This window comes from Microtetraspora sp. AC03309 (assembly GCF_020826795.1).
Classification (GTDB): Bacteria; Actinomycetota; Actinomycetes; order Streptosporangiales; family Streptosporangiaceae; genus Microtetraspora; species Microtetraspora glauca.
In genome coordinates this window covers 19,989-33,492 of sequence record NZ_JADDIL010000054.1, presented here as the reverse complement: position 1 = coordinate 33,492, position 13,504 = coordinate 19,989, and the positions used below count along the sequence as shown (strand labels likewise).

Sequence of the window (13,504 nt, the reverse complement as noted above, 5' to 3'; positions counted from 1 at the left end):
CGCTCCTCGCTCGCTTCGCGGGCCGCTCGTTCCTCGCGATCCACTTCGCTCCCTGCGTCGGGTTCGCTCCGTTTCATCGGTCGCTCACCGCTCCTCGCTCGCTTCGCGGGCCGCTCGTTCCTCGCGATCCACTTCGCTCCCTGCGTCGGGTTCGCTCCGTCACGCCGCGCTCCTCTTGTACGCCGCCTCGGGCCAGACGGTGGCGAGGGACGTGCCGGAGGGAAGCCGCAGCACCCGCCACCCGCCGCCCGTCAGCACATCCTGCGCCGCCTCGAACGACTCGTCAGGGGCGGAGTCCCAGCTCGTCACGTCGAGCAGGACCGCGACCCCGGTCACCCCGGTGTGCCGCAGCCGGGCCAGCGCCTGAGCCTCCTCGACGTCGATCGCCCCGAGGACCGCCACGATCAGCCCGTCCCCGCCGCCCTGGCGCAGTGCCGCCACACCGTGTTCGAGCGAGCGCGCCGAGCTCTGCCGTACGACCGAGAGGGTGTCGAGCAACGACCACGACACACCGCCCTCGGCGAGGTGCTGCGGGCCCTGGTCGGTGACCAGGCGCAGGCCGAGGCCCTCGTGGGCCAGGTGCACGCCGATCGACGCGGCGGCGGAGACCGCCACCTCGAACGACGAACGCGGCCCGTCGCCCCGGTGCGCGTGCCTCCGGGTGTCCAGCAGGAGCGCGCCCCTGCTCTGCCACTGCTGCTCTTCACGCCGCACCATCAGTTCGCCGCGCCGGGCGGTCGACCTCCAGTGCACCCGCCGCAGGTCGTCGCCCCGGCGGTACTCGCGCGGCGCCACGTCGTCGTCGCCGGCCGCCGCCACCGACCGGGTACGGCTGTCGCCCCCACCGCTCCACTCGCCGGAGAGGCGCACGTGGGGGAGTGGGACCACCTCGGGGACGACCACCAGCGTGTCGGTGATGGTGAACGACCGGGTGAGCTCGACCATCCCGAACGGGTCGGTGATGCGGACCGACAGGGGGCCGATGGGATAGCGCCCCCGCAGGTCGGAGTGGACCTTGTAGTCGACCTCCCGGACGCCGCGCGACTCCACCCGGTCGAGGACGAACCGGGGCCGCGTCCCCAGCGCGTACTGGAGGTTGTCCTCGACGAGCAGCAGCCCGGTCGGCAGCCGGGTCACGTTCTCCAGCCGGAGGGTCACCGTGCTGTCGGTGCCCGCCTCGACGCGGGCGGGGTCCAGGCGCCTGGCACAGGTCAGCCGGTAGCGGGTCCTGGCCACGACCATCGCGGCCAGGAGCGGCATCGCGATGATCATCACGGCGATGCGCAGCAGGTCGTGCTCGCCGAGGACGAGGGCGCACAGCAGCGCCGCGACCCCGGACGCGAGGAAGGACCTGCCGCGCGAGGTCAGCGCCTTGAGCCCGGTCATCGAATCTCCTTGAACTCTCCCGGGGCCTTGAACTCTCCCGGGGCGGGGGCCCGAAGCCTCCGGCCCGGGAAGGACGTCAGTTCGTGTCCGGCACGGGGACGCGGCGTACCAGCTCGGCCAGAACCTGCTCCGGATGGCGGCGCTGTCCCTGCGCCTCGAGGCTGGGCAGCAGCCGGTGCGCGAGCACGGGCACCGCCAGCTCCTGCAGGTCGTCCGGGATCACGTAGTCCCGACCGGCGAGCGCCGCGTGCGCTCTGGCACCGCGCACCAGGTGAAGGGTGGCGCGCGGAGAGGCGCCCAGGCGCAGGTCCGGGGAGCGCCGGGTCGCGGTGACCAGGTCGACGGCGTATTTCTTCACCGCCTGGGAGACGTAGACCGCGCGGACCGCCTCGATGAGCGCGTGCACCTCGGCGGTCGTGGCCACCGGCTCCAGCTTGCCGAGAGGCTGGGAGGCGCCGTGCACGTCGAGCATCTCCAGCTCGGCCGTCGGCTCGGGGTAGCCCATCGCGATCTTCGCGGTGAAGCGGTCCCGTTGCGCCTCGGGGAGCGGATAGGTGCCCTCCATCTCGATCGGGTTCTGCGTCGCGATCACCATGAAGGGCGACTCGAGCTCATAGGTGACGCCGTCCACCGTGACCTGATGCTCTTCCATGCACTCCAGCAGCGCGGACTGCGTCTTGGGGGAGGCGCGGTTGATCTCATCGCCGACCACGATGTTGGCGAAGATCGGCCCGGGCTTGAATTCGAACTCCCGGGTCTGCTGGTTGTACGCGCTGACACCGGTGATGTCGCTCGGCAGCAGATCGGGGGTGAACTGCACGCGCCTGACGGGGCAGTCAATGGATCGTGCCAGCGCCTTCGCCAGCATCGTCTTACCGACTCCCGGCACGTCCTCAATGAGCAGGTGGCCCTCCGCGAGGAGAACGGTGAGAGTGAGACGGACAACGTCGGACTTGCCCTCGACCACCGATTCGATCGCCCGGCGGATCCGATGCGCGACGTCGACCAGGTCGTCCAGCCGGTTGCCAGCGTCGGGGGCGACGTCGGAAGTTACTGCCACCTGGCCTCCATGAGGAAGTGCCCCCCTGAATGGGGCGTTTGGCGTTCCTTATCCATTCTGCGTACCGACCTTATGACGCCTCAGGTTCGCGGGCGACTTTGTCCAGAAATCCGGTTGAACTGCCCATAGTGTTATGAGTTCGTTTCTCGTTGAGGTCGCGTGCCCGTCCGAATCCCGTGACATAACTGCTCCACTTTCCTCCACCCGGCGGCGGCCGTACGAGGAAAGCCCGCCCGCGCCGGGCTTGCGGGCGCCCGGAGGCCCGTTCCGACACGCCCACGAGAGGGGCTCGGCGCTCCGGGGCGCCCCACTCCGCACCACCTCAATTGACCTGCGGAAATGCGAAGGAAATACGGCGCTTGGAGGGCCGGAATCAGTTGACGGTGGGGAGAAGTGGAGTATGGTGGTGCGCAGTGGAGGGCAGGGGCGAAAGCGCTGAGCGCTCCGCAAGGCACGGGAGGTGGAGCCGGTGTTCCTCGGCACCCACCAACCGCGTCTGGACGACAAAGGACGGCTGTTCCTGCCGGCGAAGTATCGCGAGGAGCTGGCGGAGGGTCTTGTGATCACCAAGGGCCAGGAGCGCTGCCTCTACGTCTTCCCCGTAGAGGAGTTCCAGCGCATCACCGAGGCTCTGCGCACCGCGCCGGTGACCGCCAAGGCGGTCCGGGACTACAGCCGGGTCTTCTTCGCGAGCGCGTCCGACGAGACGCCGGACAAGCAGGGACGGATCACGATTCCCCCGAGCCTGCGGCAATACGCCGGCCTGGAACGTGACTGCGCCGTCATCGGAGCCAACACCCGCCTGGAGATCTGGGACGCCGCGGCCTGGGAGGCCTACCTGGCGGATCAGGAGCAGGCGTTCTCCGATCTTTCCGAGGAGGTGTTGCCCGGAGTCCTGTGAATTCGTGACAGCTGGTCTTTCGCCGACGCGTGAGACCAGGAAAGACCCGTCGGTGACGTTCGGCGAGGTCTCCACCCGCTCCCGGCGGCACCTGATGCACCTTCCCCGGTGTCAGGTTCCGCGGAAGGCGACGCGGATGGGGACCTGGCCGGGCGGGTCGGTTCCCCGCCGGAACCGGTCCTTTGGGTGGGGGATCCAGAAGAAGATCACCGACGGCAGCCGCACATCCGCGAGCTTTGCAGCGGCAGCTTTTATGGGGGTTACAGCGTTGTCGGAGTTCTCCGAGCAGACGTCCGGTCACGTTCCGGTCATGCTCGATCGCGTTCTGGATCTGTTGGCGCCGGCGTTGTCCGGGCCGGATCCAGTGGTCGTCGACGCGAACCTCGGCCTGGGCGGACACGCGCAGGCACTGCTCGCCGCCCACCCCTCCCTCCACCTCGTCGGCATCGACCGCGACCCGACCGCCATCGAGCGGTCCACCGCGCGCCTCGCGCCCTACGCGGAGCGCACCACCATCGTGCGCGCGGTCTCCGACGAGCTGGCCGACGTCCTGGACCGCATCGGACGGCCCAAAGTCGACGGCGTCCTGTTCGACCTCGGCGTCTCCTCACCGCAACTCGACGAGGCGGAGCGTGGCTTCGCGTACTCCTACGACGCCCCCCTCGACATGAGGATGGACCGGGACCAGGAGCTCACCGCGGAGCTGGTCGTCAACACCTACTCCGCGGCGGACCTGGCCCGCATCCTGCGCGACTACGGCGAGGAACGCTTCGCCTCGCGCGTGGCGAGCCTGATCGTCAAGGAACGGTCCAAGCGGCCGATCACCTCCACCAAGCAGCTCGCCGAGCTGGTCAGGGCGGCGATCCCCGCCGCGACCCGGCGTACTGGGGGCAACCCCGCGAAAAGGACTTTCCAGGCCTTGCGCATCGAGGTGAACGAGGAGCTCACCGCTCTCGAGCGGGCACTGCCCGCCGCCCTCGACGCGCTCGCGCTGGGCGGGCGCGTGGTCGTGCTCGCCTACCACTCCTTGGAGGATCGGCTCACCAAGCAGGTCCTCGCGGCGCGAACCAGGGACACCAGCCCACCCGGGCTGCCCGTCCCGCTAGAGGCTCACCAGCCCCGGTTCCGCCTTCTGACGAGGGGAGCGGAGCTCCCGGACGAAGACGAGGTGGCCCGCAACCCGCGGGCGGCGTCGGCCCGGTTGCGGGCGGCAGAGAGGATCCGCCAGGGATGAGGACAGAGCAGGAGAACCGGCAGTCGGCGCGACGTGTTCCCGCCAGGGGGCGCACGGCGGCGAACGCCGCCGGCCGCGCGCAGAACGGGCGCGACGGGCGGCAGATCCGCGGAGGGGAGGCCGTGGACCCGCCCGCGAGCGGGACCCGCAGGCCCGCCTCGGCGGCGCGCGCCGTTCCTCCGGCCGACCCGCCGGTGCGGCCGGGCGGCCGTGGCGCCACCGCCACCGATGCCGCGAAGGCCACCGGCGGTGCCAGGGGAGCGAGCGCCGCGAAGAGCGCCGGCGCCTCCAAGGGTGACGGCGCTTCGAGGGGCGCTGCCGCTTCGAAGAGCGCCGGTGCTTCGAAGAATGCGAGTGCTTCGAGGAGCGCGAGCGCCGCGAAGGGCCGGAGCGCGGCGAAGGGCGCGGCGGCGCAGCCCGCGTCCGCCCGCACGTCCGCACGCGCGTCCGCCCCCACCGCACGCGCGTCCGCCCCCACCGCGAGCGCGTCCGCACGCGCGTCCGCCCGTCCCACCGCTAGCCCGTCCGCGCGTCCTGCCGCACCTCCTTCCGGGCGTGCGCCGAGGGCCACGACGACCACCGAGGCGCCCGCAGCCGGCACGGTCCCCGCGGACGCCGAGCTTTCCACGACGGTCACCGCCGAGCCGGTCGTCGTCAGGGGAAGGCGGCGTCCGGTGCGGCGCGGTGCCGTCCCGAAGACCGCGGCGGCCGCCGCGCGGGGCGGAAGGCGGCCGCCGCGCGCGCCGTTCGTCCTGCTCGTCGTCGGCCTGCTCTGCGGCGGCCTCGTCAGCCTGCTGCTGCTGAACACCGTGCTCGCGCAGGACTCGTTCGAGCTGAGCGACCTGCGGTCGGGCACCGAGCGGCTGCGCCAGCAGGCGGATCAGCTCGACAACCAGGTCCGCACGCTGACCCAGCCCAACGCGCTCGACGAGCAGGCTCGCGGCGGCTCCGGGGTGGGCCCCAACGGATCCTCCCCGAACTTCGTCCGTACCGACCCCGAGCCCGGGGCCCGGATCAGCAGTGAGGGTGAGCGTCAGGCGGAGGGCACGGCTCGGTGAGGGAAGGCGGCGGCCGGAACCCGGGGCCCGGCCGCGGCGGCTCCGGTGGCCGCGGCGGTCAGGGCCCGGGGGGCGGTACGGGCGGGCGCGGCGGCCAGGGTCCTGGCGGCAGCGGCTCGGGCAGGCGTGGTCCGCAGGGTTCCGGCGGTGGCAGGAGCACCTCCGGGTCCGGCAGGCCCGCCCCCGGTGCCGGTGGACGGTCCGGCCCCGGGGGCGGCCGGTCCGGCGCCTCCGGAGGCCCTCCAAGGGACTCACGTCCCGGCGGGCCGCGCCGTACGGGTGAGGACCCCGACAAGGCCGCCGGGCAGGGCGGTGAACCGCGCTCCGCGACGCCGGGCGGGCAGAACGGTAAGCCGCGTCCCGCGCCCGGCGGGCAGAACGGTAAGCCGCGCCCCGCGCCCGGCGGGCAGAACGGCAAGCCGCGCTCCGCGCCCGGCGGGCAGGGCGGTGAGCCGCGTTCCGGAGGGCCACGCGCCCCGAGGGGGGACGACCGGCAGGAGACCATGCGCTCGCGCGGCCTCCGCCCGCCCGGCCGGCCTCCGGGCGACGAGCCGCCCCGGAGCCGGCAGCCGAGGAACCAGCCGCCCAGGACCCCGCAACCCCGGCCGCCCGCCGTACTGCGCCTGGGCAACCCCGAGCGGCGCCTGCACGCCGGGCTGATCGCCATGGCGTTCGTGCTGTCCCTGTTCGCGGGGCGCCTCGTCCAGCTCCAGGGGCTGGACTCGAAGGCGCTGCAGGCGAAGGCGGCCCAGCAGCGGGTCCAGCCGGAGACGCTGCCGGCCAAGCGCGGCTCGATCACGGACGTGAACGGCAACGAGCTGGCCCTCACCATGGACGCGGCCGAGATCTACGTGGACCCGTACGACGTGGACCCGAAGAAGCGGGACCTCGTCGGCGCCACCCTGGCCAGGGAGCTGAACCTGCCCAAGGAGAAGGTCGCCGCCGCGCTCGCGAAGACCGACCAGCGGTACATCCCCCTCGACCGGGACGTCGAGCCGCTGCGCGCCAAGAAGATCATGAGTCTCAGGCTCAAGGGCGTCGGCTCCAAGCCGACCTACCGCCGCCAGTACCCCGGAGGCAGGCTCGCCGGCGGGCTGCTCGGCTTCGTCGGCTTCGACGGGCACGGCCTCGAAGGGCTGGAGCGCACGTACGACAAGATCCTCGCCGGGCAGGACGGCCAGCAGAGCATCGAGATCGGCCGGAACGGCGAGCGCATCCCGATGACGCGCAGCACCCGCAAGGAGCCGGTGGCGGGCCGTGACGTGCGCCTGACGATCGACCGGGACGTCCAGTGGGCGGCCGAGCAGGCGATCGACCGCCAGGTCCAGGAGAGCAAGGCGCTCAGCGGCAGCGTGATCGTGATGGACATCAAGACCGGCCAGATCCTCGCGATGGCGAACTCGCCGGGAGTGGACCTGAACCACTGGGACACGGTGTCCGAGGCGGACCGGGGCAACCGGGCGGTGTCGGAGGTCTTCGAGCCGGGGAGCACCAACAAGGTGATCACCGCCGCCGCGGCGATCGAGCACGGCGGGGTCACCCCGAACACCGTCTTCCGGGTGCCCGACCAGATCCAGTGCGCGGACCGGACGCTCAAGGACGCCCACCCGCACGCGCCCGAGCGGCTCACGTTCACCGGGGTCATCGCGGAGTCCAGCAACGTCGGCACGATCATGGCGGCGCGCCGGCTGAGCGACCAGCGGCTCTACGACACGATCCGCGCGTTCGGGTTCGGCTCGACCAGCGGCTCCGGACTGCCCGGAGAGGAGGCCGGCCTGCTGCCCGCGTGGCAGTCCTGGTCCGGCAGCCAGCGCTGTACCGTCGCGTACGGCCAGGGCGTCTCGGTCACCGCGCTGCAGATGGCCAGCGTCTACCAGACGATCGCCAACGGCGGCGTGCGGGTGACGCCCTCGCTCGTCGCGGGGACCACCGACGGCAACGGGCACCTGGTTCCGGCGCCGACCGCCAAGCAGACGAGGGTGATCAGCGAGACGACCGCCCGCCAGATCTCCGGGATGCTCGAAGCCGCCGTGGGCAACGACGGCACCGGAGCGGAGGCGGCGATCCCCGGATATCGTGTGGCGGGAAAGACCGGCACGGCCATGCGGTACGACCAGAAGTGCGGCGGGTACTGCGGTTATACGGCTACGTTCGTCGGCTTCACCCCGGCGGACGCGCCGCGCCTGGTGGCGCTGGCCGTCATCCAGGACCCGAAGAAGGGCCATTACGGCGGCATGGTGGCCGCGCCCGTGTTCAAGGAGGTCATGAGCTTCGCCTTGAAGACCAAGAAGATCCCGCCGACCGGCACGAAGGCGCCCAAGGTCGTCCTTCGCGCCGGAGAGTGACCAGGGAAGGTACGCTCTCGCCGTGCGTCCCCCGTTCTCCATGCGTCCCGAGGCCGTGCCGGCCCGCCCGCTCTCCGGCCTGGCGGCCGTTCTCGGCACGTCCTCCGTGGTGCCCTCACCCGGCTCGAAGGCGCCCCGCGGCGCCGTCACCGGCATCGGCATCGACTCCCGCCGTATCCGGCGGGGCGACCTGTACGTCGCGCTCCCGGGCAAGAACGCCCACGGCGCCGCGTTCTCCCGCGAGGCCATGGCGGCGGGGGCGGTGGCGATCCTCACCGACGAGGAGGGCCGTGCCGCCGCCGCGGCCACCGGCCTGCCGGTGCTCGTCGTGCCCGACCCGCGGGCCCTGCTCGGGCAGGTCTCCGCGTGGGTGTACGGCCGGCCAGCCCGTGACGTCATGGTCATCGGCGTCACCGGCACCAGCGGCAAGTCGACCTCCACGTTTCTGCTGGAGGCGGGCCTGCGGGCGGCCGGTCACCGTACCGGCCTGGTCGGCGGCGTGGAGATCCGCGCGGGCGACCTGCGGTTCACGCCGGAGCTCACCACCCCCGAGGCCAGCGACCTGCACGGGCTGTTCGCGCTGATGCGGGAGCAGAGCGTGTCCGCCGCCGCCATGGAGGTGTCCAGCCACGCTCTCGCGCTCGGGCGCGTGGACGGCATCTTCTACGATGTCGCGATATTCACGAACCTGTCGCAGGACCACCTGGACTTCCACAGCGACCTGGAGGACTACTTCTCCACCAAGGTCCGGCTGTTCACCCCCGAGCTGTCCCGCGTCGGCGTGGTCAACATCGACGACCCGTACGGCCGCGAGCTCCTCGGCCGGGCCAAGGTTCCGACGACGACGTTCTCCGCCAAGGGAGCCGCCGAGGCCGACTGGCGGGCCGAGGACGTGCGGCTGGGCGCCGACGGCAGCACCTTCCGTGTGGTCGGTCCCGGGGGAGTCGAAGCCGACGCCTCGGTGGCCCTGCCCGGCCCGTTCAACGTGGCCAACTCCCTCGGCGTGATCGTCGCACTGGTCGAGGCGGGCGTCGGCCTGCAGACGGCGGTGGACGGCATCGGCGCGTTCACCGGCGTTCCCGGCCGGATGGAGCGCGTTCCCGGCTCGGTGGGCTTCCAGGCGATCGTGGACTACGCTCACAAGCCCGGTGCCGTAGAGTCGGTCCTCGGCTCGCTGCGCGAGGTGACCCAGGGTCGTCTCGTCGTCGTGCTGGGCTGTGGTGGCGACCGCGACCGCGGCAAGCGCCCGATCATGGGAGAGGCCGCCGCGAGGCTGGCCGATGTCGCGATTCTCACCAGCGACAACCCCAGGAGCGAGGATCCGCTCGCGATCCTGGCCGCGATGATGGAGGGAGCGCTCAGGGTGCCTCAGGGCGAACGAGCGCACGTGATCGTGGAGCCCGACCGGGCCGCCGCGATCGACCTGGCCATCGCGGGGGCGGGAGCGGGAGACGTGGTGGTCGTGGCAGGCAAGGGCCACGAGCAGGGGCAGTACGTCGAGGGGAAGGTCATCCCCTTCGACGATCGTGAGGTGGTCGCCGAGGCCATCTCCAGGAGAGGAAGCCGAGCCGGGCACGACGCGGGGCGGGACGCGCCGCCGCAGCGTGCGTGAGGCGAGGCGGAGTCGACCGATCAAACGTGATAGAGAGCAGGAAAGACGCATGATCCCGTTGCCGCTGGCCCGGGTCGCCGAGATCACCTCGGGTGCGCTCACCGGCATCGCCGACGCCCGCGCCGTGGTCCGCGGCCCCGTCGTGATCGACTCGCGGGCCGTCGAGCCGGGATCGCTGTTCGTCGCGATCAAGGGAGAGCGTGCGGACGGCCACGACTTCGCCGCGCGGGCGTGCGCGGACGGGGCGGTCGCCGTCCTCGCGTCCCGGCCCGTCGAGGCGCCGGCCGTGATCGTCGGTGACGTCCTGGCCGCCCTCGCCGCGCTGGCGACCACCGTCGTGTCCGAGCTGCCCGGCGCGACCGTGGTCGGGGTGACCGGTTCCGCCGGCAAGACCACGACCAAGGACCTGCTGGCCAGGCTCGCCGCCCGGATGGGCCCCACCGTGGCCCCCGTCGGCTCGTACAACAACGAGATCGGCCACCCGCTGACCGTGCTGCGGGCGGACGAGGGCACCCGGTTCCTGGTCCTGGAGCTGAGCGCGAGGAACGTCGGCCACATCGCCGACCTGGCGCGGATCGCGCCGCCGCGGATCGGTGTCGTGCTGAACGTGGGCACCGCCCATCTCGGCGTGTTCGGCGGCAAGGAGGCGATCGCGCAGGCCAAGGGCGAGCTCGTGGAGGCGCTGCCGGAGGACGGCGTGGCCGTGCTCAACGCCGACGACCCCCTGGTGGCCGCCATGGCCGGCCGCACCCGTGCCCGGGTGACCTTCTTCGGACGGTCCGCGGACGCCGAGGTGCGGGCCGAGGACGTGACGCTCGACGGCCGGGGACGCGCCTCCTTCACGCTGCGCACGCCGTCCGGCGCCGCGCCCGTACGGCTCCGCCTGTATGGCGCGCACGCCGTCGAGAACGCCCTGGCCGCCGCCGCGGCCGCCTACGAGCTGGGGCTCCCGGTGGGGACGATCGGTGAGGAGCTGTCGGAGGCGGAGCCGCGCAGCCGCTGGCGCATGGAGGTCACCGACCGGAGCGACGGCGTGACCGTCATCAACGACGCGTACAACGCCAATCCCGACTCGATGCGGGCCGCCTTCGACAGCCTCGCCGTACTCGGTGAGGGGCGGCGCAGCTTCGCCGTGATCGCCGCGCTGCGCGAGCTCGGAGAGGACAGCGTCGCGCTGAACGAGGACGTCGGGCGGCTCGCCGCGGGCGCCGGACTGGAGGGCCTGATCGTCGTCGGCGGTGAGGACGCCGGACCGGTCCTGGTCGGAGCGCCGGGCGCGCTGCACGTCCCCGACGCCGCCACCGCCGCCGCGGAACTGTCCACGCGGCTCGCCCCGGGAGACGTGGTCCTGGTCAAGGGGCCGCGGGCGGCCGGTCTCGAACGGGTCGCCGAGGCCCTGCTCGGAGGTGACGACCGGTGAGGAACATCCTCATCGCCGCCATGGTGTCGCTGCTGCTGTCCATGGCCGGCACACCCCTGGCCATCCGGCTCTTCGCCCGGCGCGGCTACGGCCAGAACATCCGCGAGGAAGGACCCTCGGGGCACTACGACAAGCGGGGCACCCCCACCATGGGCGGCACCGTGATCGTGATCGCCGCGTTGATCGGATATTTCAGCGCGCACCTGATGACGTTCTTCTCCTCGGTGTCGGAACCGCCGACCGTGTCGGCCCTGCTGGTGCTGTTCCTGATGACCGGTCTCGGCCTCGTCGGGTTCCTGGACGACTTCATCAAGATCTACAAGCAGCGCAGCCTGGGCCTGCGGAGCGGCGCCAAGGCGCTCGGCCAGCTCGTCGTCGGCGCCGTGTTCGCTGTGCTCTGCGTCCAGTTCCCCAACGCGTACGACATCACCCCGGCCGAGACCAAGCTGTCCTTCCTGCGTGACTTCGGGCCGTCCATCGGACTCGTGGGGTTCACGATCTGGGTGCTGTTCATCATCGTCGGCTTCTCGAACGCGGTGAACCTCACCGACGGCCTCGACGGGCTGGCCAGCGGCGCGACCGGCGTCGTGCTCGCGTCGTACGTGCTGATCGGCAACTGGCAGCTGCGCAACAGCTGCACCGCGGCGCTCGGCCCTAACTGCTACGTGGTGCGCGACCCGCTGGACCTGGCCGTGGTCGCCGCCGCCGTCCTCGGAGCCCTGGTCGGCTTCCTGTGGTGGAACGCCCCGCCCGCCAAGATCTTCATGGGCGACACGGGGTCGCTCGCCCTGGGCGGCGTCATCGCCGGCCTGGCGTTCACCACCCGCACTCAGCTCCTGCTGGTCGTCCTGGCGGGCCTGCCCGTGGTCATCACGGCGTCGGTCATGATCCAGGTCGGCTTCTTCAAGCTGACAGGGAAACGGGTCTTCCGGATGGCCCCGCTCCAGCACCACTTCGAGCTGAAGGGCTGGGCCGAGACCACCATCGTGGTGCGCTTCTGGCTGATCGCCGCGCTCTGCGCCGCCTCCGCGCTCGGCCTCTTCTACCTCGAATGGATGCCCAGACAGTGAGCGTGGTCGTCGCCGGGCTCGGGGTCTCCGGCGCAGCCGCGGCCCGCGGCCTGGCCGCGAGCGGCGAGAGCGTCATCGTGCTCGAGGCGAACGAAGGGGAGCGCCAGCGGGCGGCCGCCGCCGAGCTGGCCGCCCTCGGCGTCGAGGTGCGCTTCGGCGAGCCGATCCTCCCCGAGGGGACGTCGTTGCTCGTCACCTCGCCCGGCTGGCGTCCCGGCCATCCGCTGCTGGCCGCCGCCGCGCGGGCCGGCGTCGAGGTGATCGGCGAGGTCGAGCTGGCCTGGCGGCACCGCGCGACCGACGGCTCGGCCGCGGCCTGGCTCGCCCTGACCGGCACCAACGGCAAGACCACCGCCGTGCGGATGCTGACCTCGATATTGGTCGCGGCGGGGCACCGCGCCGCCGCCGTCGGCAACGTCGGCGTCCCCATCGCCGAGGCCGTGGGCGAGCCGTACGACGTGCTCGCGGTCGAGCTCTCCAGCTTCCAGCTGCACTGGTCGTCGAGCCTGGCGCCGTACGCCGCCGCGTTGCTGAACGTCGCCCCCGACCACATCGACTGGCACGGTTCCATGGAGGAGTACGCCGCCGCCAAGGCCCGGATCTTCGAGAACGCCGATGTGATCGTCTACAACGCCGACGACGAGTGGTCCGAGCGCCTGGCCGCGCCGTACCGGCCGGGCGAGGTCCGCGGCGGAGACGCCCGGCTCGTGGGCTTCACGCTCGGCACCCCCCTGCCGGGGCAGCTCGGCGTGGTCGAGGAGCTCCTGGTCGACCGGGCGTTCGTGGCCGATCCCGTCCACGAGGCCGAGGAACTGGCCGATCTCCACGACATCACGCCGTTCGCGCCGCACAACGTCGCCAACGCGCTCGCCGCCGCCGCGCTCGCCCGCGCGTACGGCGTGCCCGCCGACGCCGTACGGCGCGGCCTGCGGGCCTTCACGCCCGACCCGCACCGGATCGCGCATGTGGCCACGGTCGGCGGGGTCGACTACGTGGACGACTCCAAGGCCACCAACCCGCACGCCGCGGCCGCCTCGCTCGCGGCCTACCCGTCGATCGTGTGGATCGCCGGAGGCCAGCTGAAGGGGGCGGACGTCGACGACCTGGTGCGCCGGGCCGCCCCGCGACTGCGCGGAGCCGTGCTCCTCGGCCAGGATCGCGAGCGAGTCAGGCAGGCTCTGGCGCGACACGCCGCGAATGTCCCGGTGGTGGACGTTCCCGGGCAAGACACTGGTGTCATGGACCGCGTCGTCGGCGAAGCCCGGCGGCTCGCCTCTCCCGGGGACACCGTCCTGCTCGCGCCCGCCGGGGCGTCGCTGGACATGTGGCCGCATTACGGGGCACGAGGGGACGCCTTCGCGCGAGCGGTTCGCGGGCTTTCCGGCTAGACGTCACGCCGGGGAAAACGAGGACGAAAG

Annotated in this window: 10 protein-coding genes; 8 read left to right on the top strand and 2 right to left on the bottom strand. The window is 72.3% G+C overall.

Annotation, left to right across the window (positions count from 1 at the left end):
- Positions 1–159: 159 nt before the first annotated feature.
- Both IMZ11_RS27860 and IMZ11_RS27855 read right to left on the bottom strand, forming a co-directional pair.
- Positions 160–1,386: a DUF58 domain-containing protein gene (locus tag IMZ11_RS27860; RefSeq protein WP_228645373.1), complete on the bottom strand. Its 1,227-nt coding sequence runs from the start codon at positions 1,384–1,386 to the stop codon at positions 160–162.
- Positions 1,387–1,462: 76 nt separating this feature from the next.
- Positions 1,463–2,446 carry a MoxR family ATPase gene (locus tag IMZ11_RS27855; protein WP_228645372.1) on the bottom strand — a complete coding sequence of 328 codons (984 nt, stop codon included), beginning with the start codon at positions 2,444–2,446 and terminating at the stop codon, positions 1,463–1,465.
- A 469-nt stretch (positions 2,447–2,915) separates the two neighbouring features.
- Between IMZ11_RS27855 and mraZ the strand changes: the two genes are divergently transcribed.
- The 8 genes from mraZ (at position 2,916) to murD (ending at position 13,474) form a co-directional block, all read left to right on the top strand.
- On the top strand, positions 2,916–3,347 hold the full coding sequence (gene mraZ, locus IMZ11_RS27850) for a division/cell wall cluster transcriptional repressor MraZ (protein WP_061256860.1): 432 nt from the start codon (positions 2,916–2,918) through the stop codon (positions 3,345–3,347).
- 253 nt (positions 3,348–3,600) lie between these two features.
- Positions 3,601–4,581 (top strand): 16S rRNA (cytosine(1402)-N(4))-methyltransferase RsmH, encoded by a 981-nt coding sequence (gene rsmH, locus IMZ11_RS27845; protein WP_228645371.1) that lies wholly within the window; start codon positions 3,601–3,603, stop codon positions 4,579–4,581.
- Complete coding sequence (locus IMZ11_RS27840) at positions 4,578–5,639, top strand: hypothetical protein (protein ID WP_228645370.1); 1,062 nt, start codon at positions 4,578–4,580, stop codon at positions 5,637–5,639. Before rsmH ends, IMZ11_RS27840 begins: the two co-directional genes overlap by 4 nt.
- A 503-nt stretch (positions 5,640–6,142) precedes the next feature.
- Positions 6,143–7,984 (top strand): penicillin-binding protein 2, encoded by a 1,842-nt coding sequence (locus tag IMZ11_RS27835; protein ID WP_228645369.1) that lies wholly within the window; start codon positions 6,143–6,145, stop codon positions 7,982–7,984.
- A gap of 40 nt (positions 7,985–8,024) precedes the next feature.
- The gene (locus IMZ11_RS27830) at positions 8,025–9,596 is read left to right on the top strand and encodes a UDP-N-acetylmuramoyl-L-alanyl-D-glutamate--2,6-diaminopimelate ligase (protein ID WP_228645398.1); all 1,572 of its coding nucleotides are present in this window, start codon (positions 8,025–8,027) and stop codon (positions 9,594–9,596) included.
- Between the two features lie 49 nt (positions 9,597–9,645).
- Positions 9,646–11,016 carry a UDP-N-acetylmuramoyl-tripeptide--D-alanyl-D-alanine ligase gene (gene murF / locus IMZ11_RS27825; protein WP_228645368.1) on the top strand — a complete coding sequence of 457 codons (1,371 nt, stop codon included), beginning with the start codon at positions 9,646–9,648 and terminating at the stop codon, positions 11,014–11,016.
- On the top strand, positions 11,013–12,086 hold the full coding sequence (gene mraY, locus IMZ11_RS27820) for a phospho-N-acetylmuramoyl-pentapeptide-transferase (protein WP_228645367.1): 1,074 nt from the start codon (positions 11,013–11,015) through the stop codon (positions 12,084–12,086). Before murF ends, mraY begins: the two co-directional genes overlap by 4 nt.
- The gene (gene murD / locus IMZ11_RS27815; protein ID WP_228645366.1) at positions 12,068–13,474 is read left to right on the top strand and encodes a UDP-N-acetylmuramoyl-L-alanine--D-glutamate ligase; all 1,407 of its coding nucleotides are present in this window, start codon (positions 12,068–12,070) and stop codon (positions 13,472–13,474) included. Before mraY ends, murD begins: the two co-directional genes overlap by 19 nt.
- Positions 13,475–13,504 lie beyond the last annotated feature (30 nt).

What these genes read in the sequence shown, in the direction of transcription:
- rsmH (WP_228645371.1), top strand. Translation starts at nt 3,601, where the DNA reads ATGGGGGTTACAGCGTTGTCGGAGTTCTCCGAGCAGACGTCCGGTCAC.
- IMZ11_RS27840 (WP_228645370.1), top strand. Translation starts at nt 4,578, where the DNA reads ATGAGGACAGAGCAGGAGAACCGGCAGTCGGCGCGACGTGTTCCCGCC.
- murD (WP_228645366.1), top strand. Translation starts at nt 12,068, where the DNA reads ATGGATGCCCAGACAGTGAGCGTGGTCGTCGCCGGGCTCGGGGTCTCC.
- IMZ11_RS27835 (WP_228645369.1), top strand. Translation starts at nt 6,143, where the DNA reads ATGCGCTCGCGCGGCCTCCGCCCGCCCGGCCGGCCTCCGGGCGACGAG.
- IMZ11_RS27860 (WP_228645373.1), bottom strand. Translation starts at nt 1,386, where the DNA reads ATGACCGGGCTCAAGGCGCTGACCTCGCGCGGCAGGTCCTTCCTCGCG.
- IMZ11_RS27830 (WP_228645398.1), top strand. Translation starts at nt 8,025, where the DNA reads ATGCGTCCCGAGGCCGTGCCGGCCCGCCCGCTCTCCGGCCTGGCGGCC.
- murF (WP_228645368.1), top strand. Translation starts at nt 9,646, where the DNA reads ATGATCCCGTTGCCGCTGGCCCGGGTCGCCGAGATCACCTCGGGTGCG.